General features: G+C 68.8%; 18 protein-coding genes and 1 riboswitch. Of the genes, 7 read left to right on the top strand and 11 right to left on the bottom strand.

What is annotated here, in order from left to right:
* Positions 1–18: 18 nt before the first annotated feature.
* Positions 19–636, bottom strand: a complete 618-nt coding sequence (locus tag FL344_RS01420; RefSeq protein ID WP_228557983.1) for a hypothetical protein — start codon at positions 634–636, stop codon at positions 19–21.
* Positions 637–836: 200 nt separating this feature from the next.
* A riboswitch (guanidine-III (ykkC-III) riboswitch) is annotated at positions 837–907 on the top strand.
* 17 nt (positions 908–924) lie between these two features.
* Here FL344_RS01420 and sugE point away from each other — a divergent pair.
* The 4 genes from sugE to FL344_RS01400 all read left to right on the top strand — a co-directional run bounded on the left by sugE (position 925) and on the right by FL344_RS01400 (position 5,115).
* The gene (gene sugE / locus FL344_RS01415; RefSeq protein WP_011553683.1) at positions 925–1,245 is read left to right on the top strand and encodes a quaternary ammonium compound efflux SMR transporter SugE; all 321 of its coding nucleotides are present in this window, start codon (positions 925–927) and stop codon (positions 1,243–1,245) included.
* A gap of 61 nt (positions 1,246–1,306) precedes the next feature.
* Positions 1,307–2,506, top strand: coding sequence for an MBL fold metallo-hydrolase (locus FL344_RS01410; RefSeq protein ID WP_141617208.1), 1,200 nt, complete (start codon positions 1,307–1,309; stop codon positions 2,504–2,506).
* Positions 2,507–2,680: 174 nt separating this feature from the next.
* Entirely contained in the window at positions 2,681–3,382 is a 702-nt protein-coding gene (locus FL344_RS01405; protein ID WP_228564676.1) for a hypothetical protein, read from the top strand.
* 200 nt (positions 3,383–3,582) lie between these two features.
* A complete protein-coding gene (locus FL344_RS01400) occupies positions 3,583–5,115 on the top strand; it encodes a methyl-accepting chemotaxis protein (protein ID WP_141590427.1) in 1,533 nt (510 codons plus the stop codon).
* A 26-nt stretch (positions 5,116–5,141) separates the two neighbouring features.
* Here FL344_RS01400 and FL344_RS01395 read toward each other — a convergent pair whose 3' ends face one another.
* The 9 genes from FL344_RS01395 to FL344_RS01355 all read right to left on the bottom strand — a co-directional run bounded on the left by FL344_RS01395 (position 5,142) and on the right by FL344_RS01355 (position 15,978).
* On the bottom strand, positions 5,142–5,783 hold the full coding sequence (locus tag FL344_RS01395) for a cysteine hydrolase family protein (protein ID WP_141617207.1): 642 nt from the start codon (positions 5,781–5,783) through the stop codon (positions 5,142–5,144).
* Positions 5,784–5,894: 111 nt separating this feature from the next.
* Entirely contained in the window at positions 5,895–6,164 is a 270-nt protein-coding gene (locus tag FL344_RS01390) for a DUF2277 domain-containing protein (protein WP_141617206.1), read from the bottom strand.
* 42 nt (positions 6,165–6,206) lie between these two features.
* Positions 6,207–9,293: an efflux RND transporter permease subunit gene (locus tag FL344_RS01385; RefSeq protein WP_141617205.1), complete on the bottom strand. Its 3,087-nt coding sequence runs from the start codon at positions 9,291–9,293 to the stop codon at positions 6,207–6,209.
* Positions 9,294–9,298: 5 nt separating this feature from the next.
* Complete coding sequence (locus tag FL344_RS01380; RefSeq protein ID WP_141617204.1) at positions 9,299–10,858, bottom strand: efflux RND transporter periplasmic adaptor subunit; 1,560 nt, start codon at positions 10,856–10,858, stop codon at positions 9,299–9,301.
* Entirely contained in the window at positions 10,859–11,128 is a 270-nt protein-coding gene (locus tag FL344_RS01375) for a hypothetical protein (protein ID WP_141617203.1), read from the bottom strand.
* Positions 11,129–11,283: 155 nt separating this feature from the next.
* Positions 11,284–11,586, bottom strand: coding sequence for a hypothetical protein (locus FL344_RS01370; protein ID WP_141617202.1), 303 nt, complete (start codon positions 11,584–11,586; stop codon positions 11,284–11,286).
* Positions 11,587–11,620: 34 nt separating this feature from the next.
* Positions 11,621–12,130 (bottom strand): TlpA disulfide reductase family protein, encoded by a 510-nt coding sequence (locus FL344_RS01365; protein WP_141617201.1) that lies wholly within the window; start codon positions 12,128–12,130, stop codon positions 11,621–11,623.
* Between the two features lie 95 nt (positions 12,131–12,225).
* Entirely contained in the window at positions 12,226–14,229 is a 2,004-nt protein-coding gene (locus tag FL344_RS01360; RefSeq protein WP_228564675.1) for a M36 family metallopeptidase, read from the bottom strand.
* Positions 14,230–14,487: 258 nt separating this feature from the next.
* Positions 14,488–15,978 carry an MFS transporter gene (locus tag FL344_RS01355; protein ID WP_141617199.1) on the bottom strand — a complete coding sequence of 497 codons (1,491 nt, stop codon included), beginning with the start codon at positions 15,976–15,978 and terminating at the stop codon, positions 14,488–14,490.
* Positions 15,979–16,184: 206 nt separating this feature from the next.
* On the opposite strand from FL344_RS01355, the gene FL344_RS01350 reads away from it, so the two are divergent.
* The 3 genes from FL344_RS01350 to FL344_RS01340 are packed head-to-tail and all read left to right on the top strand — an operon-like array spanning position 16,185 to position 18,318.
* On the top strand, positions 16,185–17,183 hold the full coding sequence (locus FL344_RS01350) for a polyprenyl synthetase family protein (protein ID WP_090492460.1): 999 nt from the start codon (positions 16,185–16,187) through the stop codon (positions 17,181–17,183).
* Positions 17,180–17,776 carry a GbsR/MarR family transcriptional regulator gene (locus FL344_RS01345; RefSeq protein WP_141590436.1) on the top strand — a complete coding sequence of 199 codons (597 nt, stop codon included), beginning with the start codon at positions 17,180–17,182 and terminating at the stop codon, positions 17,774–17,776. The genes FL344_RS01350 and FL344_RS01345 overlap by 4 nt, the downstream gene beginning before the upstream one ends.
* Positions 17,777–17,796: 20 nt before the next feature.
* Positions 17,797–18,318, top strand: coding sequence for a gamma-glutamylcyclotransferase (locus FL344_RS01340; RefSeq protein WP_141617198.1), 522 nt, complete (start codon positions 17,797–17,799; stop codon positions 18,316–18,318).
* Positions 18,319–18,521: 203 nt separating this feature from the next.
* Here FL344_RS01340 and FL344_RS01335 read toward each other — a convergent pair whose 3' ends face one another.
* A complete protein-coding gene (locus tag FL344_RS01335; protein ID WP_141590438.1) occupies positions 18,522–18,731 on the bottom strand; it encodes a hypothetical protein in 210 nt (69 codons plus the stop codon).
* Positions 18,732–19,292 lie beyond the last annotated feature (561 nt).

The raw sequence follows: 19,292 nt of genomic DNA, 5'->3' as shown, positions 1-19,292 counted from the left end.
CCGGTCATGCCGATGCGCTCAGAACGTGGCGCCCACGTTCAGCGTGGCGTTGTAGCTGGAGCCTCCCGCGAACGTGACGTCTGTCACGGGTTGGTTCTCCGCGGGCGGCAGCGTGGGGACGAGCTCCTGGTTGAAGAGGAGGTTGTAGTTGGCCCGCAGGTCCGCGGTGAAGGAGCCGGTGTAGAAGCGCAGCCCCGCGCCCAGCGGCACGGCGCCAGCGGTGTCGTCGCGGTAGCCCAGCGCTTCCGCGCCGCGGCGGACGTTGTACCAGTTCATGCCGAGGCCGCCGAGGAGGTACGGCTGCACGGGGCTCGCCGTCAGGCCGATGGTGGCCACGGCCTGACCTCCGTTGCGGACGATGTCCGGGTTGCGCGCCAGGTCCTCCAGGCCGCGCCGGTCGAGCTTGTTGATGGCGCCGGTGTAGCCCAGCTCGATGCCCAGCACGGTGGACGGTTTGAGCGTGGCCGTGGCGCCGTACGCCGCGCCCGGATCGATTCGGGGGGCCAGCCCACCGCTGTAGCCCTCCACGCCGCCGCCCACGGTGACGGTGAGCCCGCGCATGTCGGGCTTGTCCTTGGCCAGCGCCGTGCCTCCGCACAACGCGCCCGCGACGACCAGTGCCTGGATTCGTTTCATTTCGAGCGCCTCCAACAGACGGGGTTGTTCCGCCAGGAAGCTGGGGCCGCGGACAGACGGGTTCAAGGCGAGCCGGCAAGGCGTCTCCGCGAGCCCTCCCAAGCGTGCCTGTGTCCCACCGCCGGACACCCCACTTGGTGCCGTGGCGTTGTCCGGCCGGGTTGAAACGGGAATCGCGTGGCTTTATAGAGGGGGGCGCCAGCGGCCTCATCGTGAGGGTGTCTGGCCCGGACGAGGCGCGCCGTACCCGGTCAGGACAAGACGACGCGACAACGGGAGTCGTACGTCATGTCCTGGATTCTACTCGTCATCGCGGGGTTGCTCGAGGTCGGTTGGGCCATCGGTCTCAAGTACACCGAGGGCTTCACCCGGCTGGTACCAAGCGTCCTCACGGGCGGCGCCATCGTCGCCAGCATGGTGCTTCTGGGGATCGCCACGAAGAACCTGCCCATTGGCACGGCCTATGGTGTTTGGGTCGGCATTGGCGCCGTGGGCGCGGCCATCATGGGCATCGTGCTCTTCAATGAGCCGGCCACGCCCGCGCGCGTCTTCTTCCTGGTGCTGCTCCTCACCTCCATCGTGGGCTTGAAGGTCACCAGCGGCCGGTAGGTGGCCTTTCGGTGCTGATTTCCCAGGCGCTGCCTTGAAGGCGGCGCTACACGTGGGGGTCATGCGCGATGCGTTCCTGGGTGGAGGTCGTCCGAAGCGGCGGGGCCTGTGGCGGTATGCCCTGGGCGTGATGGGGCTGGGCGCGGGCGTGGGTGCCCTCCTCACGTGGACGACGACGGACGGCCTCCAGTCTTTCGGCGCACGGGCGGATGGGGCGCGCCTGGAGCGGATGAAGGCATCGTCGCGCTATCAGGCTGGCATCTTCATCAACACCGCCGGTGCCAGGCTGCCGCAGAATGGGCCGGACTGGGGCACGTTGAAGGAGATGCTCTTCGGCACCCAGCAGCGTACGCCGCCGTCCGCGCTGCCCATGGAACGGGATGTGGCCGCGGCGCTGGCGAAGCCGCCGGAGAGCGGCCTGCGCGTGACGTGGCTGGGCCACTCCACGCTGCTGGTGGAGATTGACGGCTTCCGCATCCTCACAGACCCCATCTGGGGCGAGCGCGCGTCGCCGTCCACCATTGCTGGACCCAAGCGGTTCCATCCGCCTCCGCTTCCGCTGGACGCGCTGCCGGACGTGGACGCGGTGCTGCTGTCTCACGACCACTACGACCACCTGGACATGCCCACCATCCGGGCGCTGGTGCCGCGTCAGGTGAAGTTCTACGCGCCGCTGGGCGTGGGGGCGCACCTGGAGAAGTGGGGCGTTCCGGCGGAGCGCGTGGTGGAGCTGGACTGGTGGCAGGAGGTGTCACTGGGGGAGGGGGAGGGCCGCCTGCGCATGGTGGCTACGCCCGCGCAGCACTTCTCCGGCCGGGGCCTGACGGACCGCAACAGCACGTCCTGGACGTCGTGGACGCTGCTGGGCTCGCAGCATCGGGTCTTCTTCAGCGGGGACACGGGGCTGACGGAGGAGTTCGCGGAGGTGGGGCGCCGCTTCGGTCCGTTCGACGTCACCATGTTCGAGGTGGGGGCCTTCCATCCCTCTTGGGGAAGCATCCACCTGGGGCCGGAGCAGGCGCTGAAGGCGCATGAAATGGTGCGGGGGCGCACCTTGCTGCCCATTCACTGGGGGACGTTCAACCTGGCGCTGCACGCCTGGGATGCGCCCGCGAACGAGCTGGCGGCCGGGGCGCGCGAGCGGGGCGTGAGTCTGCTCACGCCCGTCCTGGGACGCCCCGTGGAGCCGACGCGGGAGCGCGCGGACACGGCGTGGTGGAGCACGGTGCAGGCCGCTGCGGTCGTTGGCGACGCGCCTTGATGTATCGCCGAGGCCCTGACGTCACCCGGAGTCAGTCGGCACCCTGACAACCACGTCCTGAACATTCGGCGGTCGCGTATGACTGCTTTGTCGTGCTTCGGCCTGTATCCAAGGTCTCCCGGCGATGCACTGAGATGTCTGTCGTTGGGTATGGGACGTGCAGTGCGGCCGGGCATGATTCGAACGGTACTCGTAGCGGTGCTTCTGTTCGCAGGCACCGGGAAGGCTCAAGGCGTGGAGGCCGCGTCGGTGCCGCAGGCCCCTCGAGCGGAGCGTGCCGGGCTGGCCATCTGGACGGCCTCCGTCATGGATTGGAGCCTGCTTCTGGTGGGGCCCATCCTGGGCGTGGGCCTCAATGTCGCGCTGCCAGTGGGCATGAACGTGCCTTTGACGGAGACAACGGATGGCGTTTTCGAACTCCGGCCCATGCTGGCGCGCAAGCGGTGCACCAACATCCACGGAGACGCCGTGCCCCGTTGCGGCACCCTGCAAGCCCTTCGGGCCACGGTGGGCCTGGCGTGGACGCCCTGGCCGGGCGAGCGGGGCGATGGCTTCTTCATCCAGCCCAAGCTGAGTGGCATGGTGACGCATCAGACCGTGCGTGGGACGGAAATCCCAGTCACGGCGGAGGGCACGAGGATGGAGACGGGCGGACAGGTCTCCCTCGGGTTCGACGTGGGGTACCGGAAGACGTCCCGCGGCTCGCGTTCTTTCCTGGCTCCGGTGATCGGCGTGGGCGTGGGCTATAGCTGGAACCAGCAGCGCAGGCGGGTCGACCCGGGATGGCTCTTTGCTCGGGAGCCGGCACGTGGCTGGAAAGACAAGTTCGTCGTGGACCTGAACCTGGACCTCTTGCGGTTCGGGGCCACGTTCTGACTCTGGTTTCAATGCCGAGCTGTGGTGGGTGAAGTCCATGCCCGGCGTGAATTTGCGCTGGGAAAGCAGTCGCCGGTGTCCGCGGAGTAAGGGGTTCCCGAGGGATTGCACCCCCGCACGCTGGCGCCCACAATGCGACGCGTCTGGATTGTCAGATGGAGCATCATTTCCCGTTTTGAGCCCGAATCGGGCACGGCCGGATGCGACTCTCACTCACCCATAAAATCACCCTGGCGCCCATCATCGTGGCGCTCCTGTTCGTCCTTCTCACCCAGGGCTACACCGTGCCTCGGCTCCAGGAAGCCTTCGAGGCGCAGGGGCGGGAGCTGAGCGGCGCGCTGCCTGCGGTGCTCGCCGCCGCGGTGGCGGACGGCATGAAGCGGAGCGCGCACGACGAGGTCCAGCAGACGCTGGAGGCCGTGGCTCGGCATGGTGGGGCGGCCTACGTCGCCGCGTTCGACGCGGGTGGGACGTTGGTGGGCGTGGCCGGTGAGAAGGCCCAGATGCTACGGGATGCCCGCGAGCAGTTGAGGTCCTCCGAGGGAGGGCTCGTCCTGCGGGATGGGGATACGGAGTTGCAGGACCTGGTGGCGCCGGTACCAGGTGACGCCGGCTGGGTCCACGTGGGCTTCGACCGCACCCATGCGCGGGGGCTCGTGGAGGGGGCGCTGGCGAACGTGGGCATCACCGTGCTGGTCGCGCTGCTCGTCTTCACCGCGGCGGCCTTCCTGGTCGGCCGCGCCATCGTGTCGCCCCTGAACCAGCTCTCCTCCGCGGTTCGCCATATCGCAGAGCGCGGCGACCTGCGGCAGACCATTCGCATCGACTCGGATGACGAGGTGGGGCAGCTCGCGCGGGCCGTGGGCATGCTGGTGGGCAAGCTGAAGGAGCTGCTGCATCAGCTCCAGTCCTCCACGGAGCTGCTGAGTGACTCGGTGTCGGGGCTGACGGAGTCGGCGGATCAGCAGAATGAGATGGTGACGCGCCACGCGGCCGCGCTCCAGGAGACGCAGGTGACGGCGCAGGAGATTCGCCAGACGGCGATGCTGGCGTCGGGCTCCGCGGAGTCCGTCATCCAGGTGGCCGAGCGCGCCGAGCAACTGAGCCGCACCGGCGAAGAGGCCGTCTCGGCGAGCATCGACGGCATGGAGGAAGTGCGCAATCAGGTGGCGGAGATCGCCGCGCGCATCACCTCCCTGGGCGAGCGGACCAGGCAGATCAGCGGCATTACCGAGACGGTGAAGGATCTGGCGGACCAGTCCCACCTGCTGGCTGTCAACGCCGCCATCGAAGCGGCGCGCTCCGGGGAGCACGGGAAGGGCTTCGTCGTGGTGGCGAAGGAGATTCGCGCGCTGGCGGACCAGTCCATCCGCGCCACCAACCAGGTGCGGCGCATCCTCCAGGACATCAATCAGGCCATCATCGGCACGGTGGAGATCACCGTCGAAGGCACCGAGCGCATGGAGGCGGGGCTTGCGCAGGTCCGCACGTCCGGCGAGACGCTGAAGGAGCTCACCGCCATCGTCGAGGACAGCACCGCGGCGGCGCGGCAGATCGCGCGGACGGTCAGCCAGCAGGCCACGGGCATCGAGCAGATCTTCACCGCGGTCAACGAGCTGAACACCCTGATGACGGACACCGTGTCCCGCATCTCCACGACCAGTGACTCCGCCATGTCCCTGAGAATGCTCTCCGAACGCGTCTCCCAGGTCGTCCGCGCCTACGACGTCTGACGGCGCCGCTGGAGCTTCTTCGACCGCTACGACGCGGACGGAGCGGCCTTCTTCCGTGACGCGTGTTTCGTGGCGTGGGGGCGCTTCGCTGAGACGCGGCGCCGCTTCGCGCTCAGATGCACCTCATCGCTCCGGCAGACGCGCACATGGAGAAAGCGCTGGAGTTGGGAGAGCGCCAGGTCATGGTCGTTGTCACTCTCCGCCGCGCAGCAGTCGCTCAGCACCGTGAGCTGGTATTCGTGCATGTGCGCGTCATGGGCGCTGAAGAAGATGCACAGGTTGGTGGCCAGCCCCGCGAGGATGAGCTTCCGGGTGCCCAGATGCTCCAGCAAGGGCACCAGGGAAGTTGCGAAGAAGGCCGAGTGCTTGGGCTTGAGGATGAAGTAGTCATCCGGCTGCGGCTTGAGGGCTCGGGCGATGTTCCGGCCCCGGCTCCCTTTGCGGGTGCAATGGGCGTAGGTGTCGCGGAAGTTGCTGCGCCAGTACCCGAAGTTGTCGTTGACGTAGATGACGGGGACGCCGGCCCGGCGCATCCTGTCCGCGAAGGGGCCCAGGCGCTCCACCATGCGCATGGCCCACGGGAGGACCTTCTCCCCGCCGGGGAAGTCCAGGTCGTTGATGACGTCGATGATGAGCAGGGCCGTGTCGGAGCGTTTCCCCGCTGACATCCGCTGCCGTGGCTTCGTGGTTCTGGCCTTCCGCGTCACATCCACCCCGTCTTCAGGAGGCTGCTGCGCGGAAGGGTAAGCACGGCCCCGGGGGACGGCGAGTCACCTCCGTCAGCGGGGCTCCGCCTTCTTGTCGCGCAGGCGCTTCATGGCCTCGAAGCGGGCCCTGTCCTTGGGCGGCGTGGTGGCCACGAGCCCGTCAAGCATGCGCTTCGAGCTCTGGAAAATTTCCTCGACGGCGACCTCGAAGGCGTCGGTGTTCTGCTTCGACGGCGTCCGCGTCCCGGCAATCTTCCGGACGAATTGAAGCGCCGCCGCGCGGATGTCGGCATCGGTGGCGGGAGGCGCGAAGTTGAACAGGGGCTTGATGTTCCGGCACATGCCCTCAGGGTAAGGCGAGTCCGGAAAACAGGCCATTGCGCATCACGGAGCCCTCGTCATGGGCGCGTCCTTCCCGGCGTCGAAGACCGAGTAGAGGACTGGGAGCACCACGAGGGTGAGCAGGGTGGACGACAGGACGCCTCCAATGACGACCGTGGCCAGGGGCCGCTGGACCTCCGCGCCGACGCCGGTGTTGAGCGCCATGGGCACGAAGCCGATGGCGGCCACCGCGGCGGTCATCAGCACGGGCCGCAGCCGGGACACGGCCGCATGGCGAATGGCTTCGCCCAGGGCCTGGCCTTGCTCCAACAAGGCGCGGACCCGTGAGACGAGCACCATGTCCCCCAGGACCGACACACCGGACAGCGCGATGAAGCCCACGGCGGCGGAGATGGAGAAGGGCAGGCCCCGCAGCAGAAGCGCGAGCACGCCGCCCACGAGCGCGAAGGGGACGCCCGCGAAGATGCGCACGGCGTCCAGGACGCGCTGATAGGTGAGGTAGAGCAGCAGGAAGATGAGCGCCAGCGCGACCGGCACCACGATGAGCAGGCGCGTCTGTGCGCGTTCGAGGTGTTCGAACTGGCCGCCGTAGCGGATGTAGTAGCCTGCGGGCAGCTCCAGCTTCTCATCGAGTGTTCGGCGGACCTCCGCGACGAAGCCGCCGAGGTCGCGTTCTCGCACGTTGGCCTGGACCACCAGCCGCCGCTTGCCCCACTCGCGCTGGATGGTGGTGGGGCCGGACGTCTCCTTCATGGTCGTCAGTCGTCCCAGGGGAACGCGCTCGCCGCCGGGTGCGGCCACGGGGATGGTGGCGAGCTTCGTGGGCTCCTCGCGGTACTCCTCGGAGAGGCGCACGGCCAGGTCGAAGCGGCGCTCGCCTTCGCGCACCTCCCCGACGATGCGCGTGCCCACGGCTTCCACGACGTCGAGGACGGAGCGGGCCGGAATCCCGTAACGGGCCACCGCCGCCCGGTCCACCGTGACTTCCAGCACGGGCTGGCCCGTCACCTGCTCCACGGTGACATCGGCGGCACCGGGAATGGCCTTCACCAGGGTCTCCAGCTCACGGGCCTTGGCCTTGAGCACGTCGAGGTCATCCCCGAAGAGCTTGATGCCGACGTCGCTTCGCACACCCGCGATCATCTCGTTGACGCGCATCTCGATGGGCTGGAGGAAGGCCATGCGCATGCCTGGGAGGTCTGCCAGTTCGGCCTTCATCTCGTTCACCAGCTCCTCCTGGGTGGTGGCCCGCTTCCACTGCGCCCGAGGCTTGAGGGTGATGAAGACGTCGGAGAGCTCGACGCCCATGGGGTCCGTGGCCACCTCCGCGGTGCCGGTCCGGGTCCAGACGCGTCGCACCTCGTCTGGGAACCGGGACAGCAGCACCCGCTCTATCTGGCTGCCATAGCGGATGGATTCGGAGAGGGAGACCTCCGCCAGGCGCACGGTGTTGATGACGAGCGTGCCTTCGGACAGGCGGGGGACGAACTCGCTGCCGAGGCGCGTGGCGGCGACGGTGGCCCCCACGATGAGGAGCGCGGCGGCGGTCAGGGTGACACGCGCGTGGGCCAGCGCCCATTCGAGGACGGGCCGGTAGATTCGTTGGAGCCAGCGCATGAGCCGTGGCTCATGGTGAGGGCTGCCGCCGCCTCGCTTCAGCGCGAAGGAGGCCAGTACCGGCATCAGCGTCATGGAGAGCAGCGCACTGCCCAGGAGCGCGAAGATGACCGTGAGCGCCATGGGGCGGAACAACTTCCCCTCCACGCCTTCGAGGGCGAGGATGGGCAGGTAGACCACCATGATGATGAGCTCGCCGAAGAGCGTGGGCTTGCGGACCTCGACGGCGGCATCCCGCACCACCTCCAGCAGGGAGCGTCCGTCCCGGGCCTCGGAGAGTCGCCGCTCCGCGTTCTCCACCATGATGACGGAGGAGTCGACGACGAGCCCGAAGTCGATGGCGCCCAGCGACATGAGCGTGCCGGCGATGCCGAAGCGCAGCATCGCGTTGAAGGCGAACAGGAGCGACAGCGGAATGGCCGCCGCCACGATGAGGCCGGCGCGCCAGTTGCCCAGGAAGATGAAGAGCACCGCGATGACGAGCAACGCGCCTTCCAGCAAGTTGGTCCGGACGGTGCGCAGCACGTGGTCCACCAGCTCGGTGCGCTCATAGACGGGCTCCACGCGCACGTCCTCCGGCAGCGTCCGCTGGATGTCCTCCAGGCGCTGGGCGAGCGCCTTCGTCACCGTGTGGGAGTTCTCGCCTACCAGCATGAAGCCCAGGCCCAGCACGGCTTCGCCCTCACCATCCGCGGTGGTGGCGCCGCGCCGGATTTCATGGCCCACCTCGACGCGCGCCACGTCCCGGATTCGCACGGGGACGCCGTGGTGCGCCGCGATGACCACGTCCTCGATGGCGTTGCCGTCCGTGAGCACTCCCACCCCGAGCACGAGTGTCGCCGTGCCGCCCCGCTCGAGCACGCCGCCCCCGACGTTGGCGTTGTTCTCCTCCAGCGCCCGGTAGATGTCGCCGAGGGACAGGTTGAACTGCTGCAAGCGGCGGGGGTCGACGATGACGTGCCACTGCTTCTCCTCGCCGCCCCAGGCATTCACCTCCGCCACGCCCGGCACGCTGCGCAGTTGGGGCGCGATGACCCAGTCGTGCAGGGTGCGCAGCTCCTCGAGGCTCTTCGTCCGGCTCTTGACGAGATAGTGGAAAACCTCGCCCAGGCCGGTGGCGACGGGCCCGAGCGTAGGGGGCGCGATGCCCGCGGGTAGCTGCACTCGGCTCAGCCGTTCGGACACCTGCTGCCGCGCGAACCACAGGTCGGTTCCGTCTTCGAACTGGAGGGTGACCTGGGAGAGCCCGAATTTGGAGATGGAGCGCAGCTCGCTGACACGAGGCAGGCCCGCGAGCGCCTGCTCCACGGGGACGGTGAGCTGGCGCTCCACTTCGTTGGGCGTGAGCGCCGGTGCGACGGTGTTGACCTGCACTTGCGTGGGCGTCGTGTCCGGGATGGCGTCGATGGGCAGCGCCCGGAAGGCGAGCAGGCCCGAAATGACGAGGGCCCCCGTTCCCAGGAGGACGGCCCAGCGGTGGGACAACGACCATTCGATGAGCCGGGTGAGCATGGCGGCTACTCGCCTCCCGCCGTCTCGCAGCAGCCCGCGCCGATGGAGTCCTTGAGAATCTCCGTCTTGAGCAGAAAGGCGCCGGTGGTGACGACCTCTACCCCCGCCGAGAGGCCCTTGACGATTTCCACCTCCTCGCGCGTGCTGGCACCCAGCTCTACCGCGACGGGCTCGTAGAGCCCCGGCTGCTTGCGCACGAAGACCAGCGTCTGGCCTTCCGCGCGTTGGATGGCCGCGTGGGGAACCAGCACCGCCTCATGTTCCGGAGCGACCTGCACCCGGGCCCTGAGGAAGAGTCCGGCCTTGAGGGCGCCGTCGGGGTTGGGCAGTTCGACCCGGGCGCGCACCGTGCGGGAGGTCCGGTCCACCGACGCGCCCACGCGGGTGAGCGTGGCGTCACGCGTCCGTCCGGGCATACTTTCGAAGGTGAGGGTGACGCGCTGTCCCGCGCGAACCTGGAACGCGTCCGCCTCCGGAATCTCCAGCAGGGCCCACATGGTGCTCAGGTCCGCCACCTGGATGAGCGGCTGTCCAGCGGATGCATGGCGTCCGGCGACGGCGTCTCGCGCCACCACCGTCCCCGTGAAGGGGGCCGACAGGGCATAGGTCCCCTGCGGGCCCTGGCCGTTGGCGCCCGCGGCGGAGAGCGCTGCGCGGGCGGCATTGCGCTCGGCCTCGGCCGCCGCGACCTCCGCCTGGGCGGTCTCCACGTGTTTTCGTGCGCGGATTCCGCTCGTAGCCAGCTGCTGCTCGCGCTCGAGCGCCGAGCGCGCCACCGTCAGCCGCGTCTGTGCCGCCGACAGCCGTCCCTGGTCCGCGCCCACGGCCCCCGAGGTGACCAGCACCAGTGGCTGGCCCGCCTTCACCTCGTCGCCGACGTCCACGCGGACCTCCGTTATCAGCGCCTCACTGCGGGCGGACAGCTGCGCCAGCCGGTTCTGGTTGAAGTCGAGCTGCCCAACGACGTCCAGGGTCCGGGCAAAGGGCCGCTTCACCGCGCGACGTGTCTGGATGCCAGCCTCGCGGGCCGTCTCGGCGGACGCGAGGCGGACGCGTGTGCCCGGCTCGGGGAAGGTGGGGGGCTGGGCGCCCGCGGCCTTCACCAACTCCGGGTGGCAGTATGGGCAGACGGACTCCGGGAAGCCGTGCTCCCGGCAGTAGTCACCGGCCTCGATGAACTTCGCGACCAGCGACGGGTTGCATTTGGTGCAGCGGGATTCGGGGACCGCGTGCTCCTTGCACCAATCCGTGGGGGCGGTGTCCCGCGTGGTGAAGGTGAGGCCCGGGTTGCATTGGAAGCACTGGGATTCGGGGACGCCGTGCTCACCGCACCAGTCGTCCTGGTCCTTGAAGACGTCGATGAGGTCGGGGTTGCACCGGGTGCACAGCTCCGCGGGGACGCGGTGCTCACAGAGCGCGACCTCGGACGGGGTGGACGTGCCTCCCGAGGCGGCTGGCGGTGAAGGCGCCTTCGCCGTGGGGGGACTCGCTTGTTGGCTGCAACTGGCGGCGCTCAGTGCCAGCAGCACCGCCAGGACGCTGGGGCCGACTCGGGAGGCACGCATCTACTTCACGCCCTTCTTGGAGAGTTCCGGGTTGCAGAGGACGCACTGGGATTCGGGCCGCGCGTGCTCGGGGCACCAGTCACCCTTGGCCTTGAAGACGGGGGCCAGCTTCGGGTTGCAGCGGGCACAGAGGCTCTTCTGGACGCCGTGCTCGCAGCGCGGCTTCTCGGGCCCGGCCGTCTGGGGCTGCTGGGCGGGCTTGCTCTCGTCGGCCAGGACGGGGGCGGCGAACAGGGACAGGACGACGGACAGCGTACGCAGCGAGTGCATGATGAGGCGCTCCTGCCGGGGCGCGTGCCCACGGCGGTGGTGGCCCGCGCGAAGGTGCGCGGGAAGGTTGGACAGGGCTTGGGCGGAGCGGGAGGACGTTCGCGCACGTCCGGCCACGGCGCTCGCAAGACACACGTCTCCCGTGAAGGGCGGTGTCAGGCTCTGGGCGGCTGGAAGATGTCGGTCCCGACGCCGGAGAGCGTGGGCTCCACCACGCGCGAGGGGATGGGCAGCGGCCGGGGCGGCGGGATGAGACGCGCGTTGGGCGACGCGGGAGCGGGGGCGGCCCTCAGCGGGCAGCACACGCACAGCACGCAGTTGGGCGAGCAGTCCTCGCACTCGTCGGATGCCTCTTCCGCGCAGTCGTCGTGCACGTCCGACGCCAGGGCCAGCGTCTGGAAGACGCCGCCCGTCATCAGGACGAGGAGCACAGCGAGAAATCGCAGGAGGGACTGCATCCGGGACCGGCTTATTAAATGGGGCTTGGCGGTGTCAATCCAGCGGGCGAGGCGCTGAAGGTGGGGGCTCGCGTATCAGGCGCTCCAGCAGACGGCGCATCGCGCCGGCATCCCATTCCCGCGGGCCCGAGAAGCGGGCGACCTGGCGGCCGTCGACCAGGAGGACGCTGACGGGGAGCTGGTCCACGCCGAACGCGTCACCGGCTCGTTTGTCCACGTCGAGGCGCAGGTGGAGCGGCGCGGGGGGAGGCCCCTTGAAGAAGGACTCCACCGCCTGGGGCGTCTCGTCATGGCTGAAGACGACGACCTGGAGGTCCTCGGGGGGCGATTTAGCCAGGGCGACGAGCTGGGGTGTCTCCTGCCTGCAGGGCGGACACCACGACGCCCAGAACACGATGAGCAAGGCGCGGGAGGACGGCACGTCCGCGACGGTGGGCGCGGTCCCCTGGAGCCGGACATAGACCGGTGGGGGCTCGCTCTTGCATGCCCAGGCCAGCGGCGACAGGCCGAGCAGGAGCAGGCTCACGGCGGTAGGCGTGCGCATCCTGAGGGTGATACCTCAAGACGCGGCGTCTGCTATGCGCGCCAGGAACCAGGCCGGAGCCCACGAGGGAGCTCCGGCCCGATGGGGTTCAACGACTAGCGCTTGGCTGCCGTCGCGCTGAAGGCAGCGCAGGCGGCGGGCACCGCGAAGCCGTTGGTGGGCGTCGTGCCACTGGAGCCGCTGGACACGGCGTTGGTGCCCAGGCCGAACGCGGCGAAGGCCGTCCACAGGCGGCAGACGTCCTCGCCACCGTGCAGGGTGGTGGCCGCGGTGATGATGCCGTCACGCACCTGGGTGAAGGTGGGGCTGCACGGCGTGTTCTTCAGGCCCTGGGTGAAGTACAGCATCATGCGCTGGTTACCCGCGGTGCCCGTGGCGTCGTACAGGTTGGCGCTGAAGCCGTGGTGGTTGACCAGGGCCCAGTAGGCCTCCCACATGCCCTGGGCGAACACGGCACCCACGCCGTGCGGAACCGCCATGCCGTTGATGCTGGCGTAGGTCCAGGTGTTGACGGCGCTGCTGGTGCTGTAGCGCTGGGGACGGATGCCCACGCCCGTGGTGGGCTGGTTCAGGGCGTAGGTGCCCACGCCGCGGCCCTGCGCGCCGGTGTCCGTCGCCTTCGCGGTGTAGAAGAGCGACAGGAAGTCGCTGATGCCTTCGCCCGGCTGCTGGCGGTTCGACAAGCAGGACACGTTGCTGGGGCCGCCCACGAGACGGTTGGAGATGCCGTGGCCGTACTCGTGGACGATGATGCCGGTGTCCAGGTCTCCGTCCTTGTTCGGCGTCACCGTGTTCCAGCGGTACATCTGCATGCGCGGCCGCTGGCCATCCGGCGGGGTCATGAAGTTGGCGTTGTTCATGCCGCCGCCGTCCTGCGCCTCCGCGCGGACGTCGTCGTTGCCGATGCCGCCCCGGCCGTAGTTGTTGACCTGGAAGTTACCGGACGCCTCATCGAAGCCGTACTGGTACTGGACGTCGTGGATGATGTTGTTCCAGTAGAACAGGTTGGTGACGGCCGCGGGGATGTACGTGGACGGCGCGCTCGTGAGGGTGATGGGGAAGTCGCAGTGGATGAGCGAGGTGCAATCGGGCTGCACGGCGGGCGGCAGGCCATCGTTGTTGGTGTCCTCGTAGGCGTGGACGTTGTTGCCGCGGAGGGTGGTGTACTCCGCGCCGGCCGCTCCGTTCGTATCGTGCCAGCCGTAGGGCGACGCCGTGGCGTTGGCGGGGTTGGAGACCAGCACGCGCCCATCCGCTGGCGGCAGCGGCGTGGTGTGGTTGGGGCTCTCCACCGGCAGGGGATAGACGCGGTAGGCATCATCGGCCGCCACCCAGTCGAAGCGGGTCCAGACCTCGCCCGTGGACGCGTCCACCGTGACGTCGTACGCGTGGTCGTTGTCCAGGGTGTGGACCTGGAAGCGCCACACCAGCCGGGCCTCACCACGGCGGACCGGCAGCACCGCCAGCTCCGCGTCGATGGGCTCGGTGGACAGGCCTTCCACCGCCACGCGCGTGCGCTGACGCGCGCCGGGCTCGGCCTTCAGGGACTGCGGCGCCGCGGAGAGGCGGACGCCCAGGTGCTTCGCCACGCCCACCACCGCGTCCGCGGCGCTCAGGCGCGGCGTGGTGCCAGCGAGCGAGGACTCCAGGGCCGGGAGGAAGTCGCTGTGCACGCTGAGCACGCGGCCGTCGCGGTCCACGTTGATCTGAAGCTGGCCGTTGTAGACGGGCAGGCCCCGGTACGTCTGGCGCAGGTACAGGTTGGTGATGCCGCTCACCTTCGAATAGACGCGGTCCGTCACCTCGAGGTTCGCCAGGTCGTTGAGCCCCAGCCCGAGCGCGTCCCGGTGCTTCTGGACGAAGTCCAGGCCAATGGCCATCGGGTCCCCGCTGCGCGGACCGGAGAGCGCACCCACCGGATTGGTGAGCGAGCGCACCAGGCCGTTGGACTCGTCGAACTCCACCATCAGTTCCGGCACGGCCTGCCGCAGCGCGGCCTGGCTGGACGTCTGGGCAGACGAGATGCCAAACCGTGCCTGCGCGTTGTAGGCATCACGCGCATCGTAATTGCGAACGCCTTCCTCTGAATGGACTGCCATTGCAGCGGAACCCGAGAGGGTTCCCACGAGAAACACCGCATGAAAAAGGCGCCTTCGGTAAGGACCTGAGGACATGTCGTGCTCCTGCACTGCGGGTTGACCGCGCTCCTCTGGGAGCTACGGTGCTGGAGCGGCAGAAATCACACTTTGAGTGAAAATGGCAAATCACCAGCTAATCTGGAATTCTGCGGTTGTGCGCAATGAATTTGCACAGTCCCGCAGTATGACAAGCAATGACGCTGTTGCGTCTTTTGAATGTCAATCATCCAACGCTGTGTGGTGAGCAGGAATTGGCCGCGGGAGCAGGCGCGACAGCAGCGCCCTCACGGAGCGCACGGGGTGGGCGCCGGGCTCGGGGATGCGCGCCGTCAACAGGGCCGCGCCCAGGCGGGCCACCGAGGACAGCACGAAGAGCACGTGCAGGTTCACCCAGACGTGGCCGCCCAGGGTGAACTGGGTGGGCAGGGCGGCGGCGATAGCGCCTCCCAGCGCGGCCGCGGCGGTATAGGCCAGGCCGCCGGCGGTGGCGAAGGCCGCCAGGTAGAAGGGGCGGTTCTTCCGGGGGGCGACTGTCAGAGGCAGCTCGAAGATGGCCAGACCATGGCCGCTCCACAGCGCCCCGGCGAGGAGGACGTCGAAGAGCAGGGGCCACAGCGTCCCCGCGGAGGGCAGCAGCCACAGGGCGGGGATGGCGGCGATGCCCAGTGAGCACGCCATCAACACGGGCTGGGCGCCGCAGCGGTCAATCGCGCGGCCCCAGAGTGGCGCCGCCAGGATGCGCACGCCGGCCACCGACGCGGCATGCAGCGCCATGATGACGAAGGTCATCTTGAGGTTCTGGAGGCTGTGCAGCGCGAAGAAGGGCGCGGACACCCCCACCGCAGCGTTCCAGGCCACCTGGTAGGTGAGCACCCGGCGCGCGTTGCCATCCTTGAAAGGGACCAGCGCGCCCTTGAGCTCCAGGGGCGGGGTGGTGCCCGGGGGCGCCGGGTCGTGCTGCGAGGCCATGAACAGGGTGGTGACGATGCCCATGACGCACGCCCCCAACGCGAGCAGCGGCAGGGCCACGCCCACGCCGTCCGCGGGGCGCAGCCGGTCCATCAGGAGGCCCGCGCCGAGGGAGGCCAGCGTACCCGCCAGCGTGGTGAGCGCGGTACGGCGTCCGAAGAAGCGACCCCGGACGGCGCGGGGCACCAGTTCTCCCATCCACGCCACCCAGGCGTTGTTGCCCACCACGCTCAACGCGGCGGAGACACCGGCCACTGTCAGCAGCAGGCGCTGCTGGGATTCGAAGGGCAGGCCCAGCCAGGGCAGCACCGCCAGGGGGAATATCACCACGCGGGACAGACACACCGCGGTGAGGGCCACGCGCCGGTGGCCGAAGAGGCCCGTCAGCCAGGCTGCGGGGAACTGCACGAACTGTGCGAAGAAGGGCAGGGCCGTCATCACGCCGACGAGGAAGGGCCCCAGCTTCAGGGCGATGGCCCATGCGGTCAGCACCGTCGCACCCGCGCACGCAGTGAAGACCTCCGAGAACATGCCCTCCACCACGGAGACGCCCAGTGTTCGGCGCAACCGTCCCTGATGAGGGCGGACCCTCGGTCCGGGCCCGTCCGCGGGCGGTGCTCCCAGGAGCGGCGCCGTCGAGCCGGGCAGGGATGCGCCGGGTCGGAACAGCGGAACCGCGGAAGCAAGGGAGGCGAAGCTGAAGCTGCGGAGGAGCTGACGACGGGAGGCTGCGCGGGTCACAGGTCCGCTCTCTGTCGCACGCTCCGCCGGGCGCTCTCAATCCACCCCCGGTGGGCCCCAGGGTGCTCGGCCGCTCTCCGGGCAGGAGCGGCGCGGCTGTCCCACATGCTCCAACACCCGTTCGCGCCTGGCTGCTGGGCAGCGCTGGAATCAGGTGCAGTTCAAGCGGTCTTGAACTATATGAACGAACGAGGAGACGGCGCACTATGGATCTGGCTCGGGAGCTGACGGATTTTCTGGGGGCGGTGGAGCAGCGGCTTGGCAGCACCCTGGTGGATGGCGATGCCGGTCCGGACGTGAAGGGCGACACGCTGATGGAGGCGGCCCGCCACCTGTGCCTGGGCAGCGGCAGCAAGCGCGCGCGCCCCATGCTGGCGCGGCTGTTCGGCGGCGCGGTGGGCGTTCCGGCGGAGCGTTTGGTGGACGTGGCCGTGGCCGCGGAGCTCATCCATTCCGCGAGCTTGCTGCACGACGACGTGGTGGACGCGGGCATGTTCCGCCGGGGCCGGCCCACGGTGAACGCGCGCTGGGGCAACATCGTCGCGGTGATGAGCGGCGACCTCATCCTGTCCACGGGCCTGTACCAACTGTCCCAACTGGACGCGCGGCTGACGCGCAGCGCGCTGTCGGTCGTCTCCGAGATGACCCGCGCCGCCATCGCCGAGGTGGAGGCTCGCGGCGACCTGGACCTGCCGCTCAACCGGCTGCGCTTCATCGCCGAGGGCAAGACGGGCTCGCTGTTCGGCTGGTGTGGCAACGCGGCGGCGACGCTGGCGGAGCACCCCGAGGCGGTGGAACGTTTTGACGGCTTCGGGCGTCACCTGGGCGTGGCGTTCCAGATTGCCGACGACATTCGCGACATCCTGGGCACGGACGTAGGCAAGCCGCGTTACGCGGACGTGCACTCGCGCACGCCGTCCATGCCCATCCTCCTGGCGGTGGCCAAGGATGAGTCGCTGCGGCGCAAACTGAAGGACGCGTGGGCGTTCTCGGCGATCACGCCAGATCGCACGAAGGAGATTGGCGCGGCCATTGAGGCCACGGGCGCCGTCGACGCCTCCATGGCGCGGATGAACGTCGAAATCGAGGCGGCGCTCGACAAGCTGGGCCACTTCGCCAAGGAGCCCGCGGGTGCGGAGCTGGTGAGCTGGGCGCGGAAGCTGTCGGCCGGCATCGCCGAACAAGTCCAGGGGCGCGCTGCATGAAAGGCTACCTGTGGACGGGGGGACCCGGTAGCGTTGCCTCGGAGGCGCCGCCAGCAGATGGCCGGCTGGCGCCCTGGGAAGCCATCGCGGTGGACGCGGTGGGCAATGTCATTGAGTTCTGGGGGTTCAAGCGCAACCAGGGGCGGGTCTGGGCCCTGCTGTACCTGCGCGGTGAGCCCCTGACAGCGGGCGAAATCGAGCGGGAGCTGGACCTGTCCAAGGGCGGGGTCTCCATGCTGCTGCGCGACTTGGAGCGCTGGGGCGTCATCCAGCGCGTGCGCCTGCCCCAGGACACCGTCTGGCGTTACGGCGCGGAGAACGACCTGGTCCGGATGGTGACGCACGTCATCGAGGAGCGCGAGGCGGGCTTCGTCGCGCGCATCCGCGCCGACCTGGCGGAGGCCCGGCGGCTGGCGGAGACCCAGTCGGGGCTGCCCCCGGACCGGCTTCAGCGACTGGAGAAGATGGCCACGCTGGCCGAGCACGTGGAGCGCGCGCTGCGGCTGTTCATCAAGACGTCCCGGCTGGATGTGTCCGGTGTGCTGTCCGTCTTCCGGGACGAGGCCACCGGGGCGCGCCGGGGCTCGAAGTAGTCTCAGTCAAAGGGGCGGACATGGATTCGCACTATGATCAGGTGATGAAGGCCCGTGCGGGCGCGGACCCGTCGGCCACGCGCCTGTACTTCGCGTACTCGACCATCCTGGACCGCGCCGCGTTCGAGGAGTGGCGGTCCCAGCACAGCTACGACTTCTTCGAGCTGCCCGAGGGGCGGCTGGCCCAGGCCGTGGATGTGGATCTGGTCTATGACTTCCCGTCGCGCTGGTGGGGTGGGCGCGTCGCGGGGCTGACGGATTCCGCGGGCCAGAAGGTGTACGGCCGCCTGTTCGAGATTCGCGGCCAGGACTGGCCCATCATCCAGCACAAGGAAGGCTTCGTGACGAGCATGTGCGTGGAGCGGCCGGTGCGCGTGCGCGTGGATGGGCAGGAGCTGGAGGCCACGGCGTTCGTCACGAATCCGCGGCGTGCGTCGGCGGACGGCCCGGTCAGCACCCGTTTCGTGGACGCGCTGGTGCGCGGTGCCCAGGCCGCGGGCCTGCCAGCGGCCTACGTGGAGCGGCTGAAGCGCGGCGAGTAGCCCCCGAGGCGTTCCGTAGGCCCTCGGACAAAATCCAGCGGCGTGCCTTCCCTCCGCGCTGGGAGTGCACAGCTTGGGCGGCGCGTATGTTCTTCTTCTTCTCGAACCGGCTCGGCTGTATCGGCAGCATCCTGGTGTCGATCGCCCTGAGCGCGGTGCTCTACTTGCTGTTCATGCGCTGAGGCCCAGTCCCTGGGCTCGGCTCACGGCTTGCCGTGCCATAGGTCGTCCGAGTCCTCGGATTCCAGTGGATGGATGGTGATCTCGCGCCCGTCCTTGTCGGGCGTGCTGCGCACCGCCTCCGTCTCATCCGGCGTTCGAGGCGCCCGCTCCGAGAAGTTGTCGTTTTGAAGGTGGCGCTGACGCTGCTCACTGGTCCCGCCGTACCCTTCAATGATCCTCTTCTTCGTCATCCCCGTCCTCCTGGTGAGTCGATCGCCCAGAAGTAGGCTGGGGTCGGATGGAGGAGGGAGCAAGCGGCGTCGCCTGCTCGCCTGGTGTATGGGCGATGTGTCGGAGCCTGGTGAGGCAGTGCCTACATGCACGAACCATCAGGTATTTTCAGGGGGGCCTGAGACCTTCGTTCCTACATGAACATCGGGGCAGGGGGCCCAACATGGCTGATCGGGACAGTTTGCCTGTCTGGATGTTCAGTGGGTCGTGCGGTGGTCGGTTGGGCCATGCCTACATGAACGAGCTATCAGGCATTTTCGGTCTCATGATCGCGGTGCCGCTGTAAGTGGGCTTCAGTGGCACGCTGGGTTCTGGTCGCTCCCGCTACTGATGGCGCATTCAGTGAGACGAGTGCCCTCGATTGCGCCAATGCCCACATGGGCGCGTGTTCAGTGGTGTGCGGAGCCCCGATCGCGACCTGTCTGCTGATGATATGTTCAGTGATTCGGGTGACGCCTTGGTCGCGAATGCCTACATGTTCGCGCGTTCAGTGTCGCGTGTCGCCCTGATTGAGGCTTGCA

The sequence above is a fragment of the Myxococcus sp. AB036A genome (genome assembly GCF_006547355.1).
GTDB classification, from domain to species: Bacteria; Myxococcota; Myxococcia; order Myxococcales; family Myxococcaceae; genus Myxococcus; species Myxococcus virescens.
The sequence above is the reverse complement of the archived record's forward strand: the minus strand, read 5'-3'. Positions and strand labels throughout refer to the sequence as shown.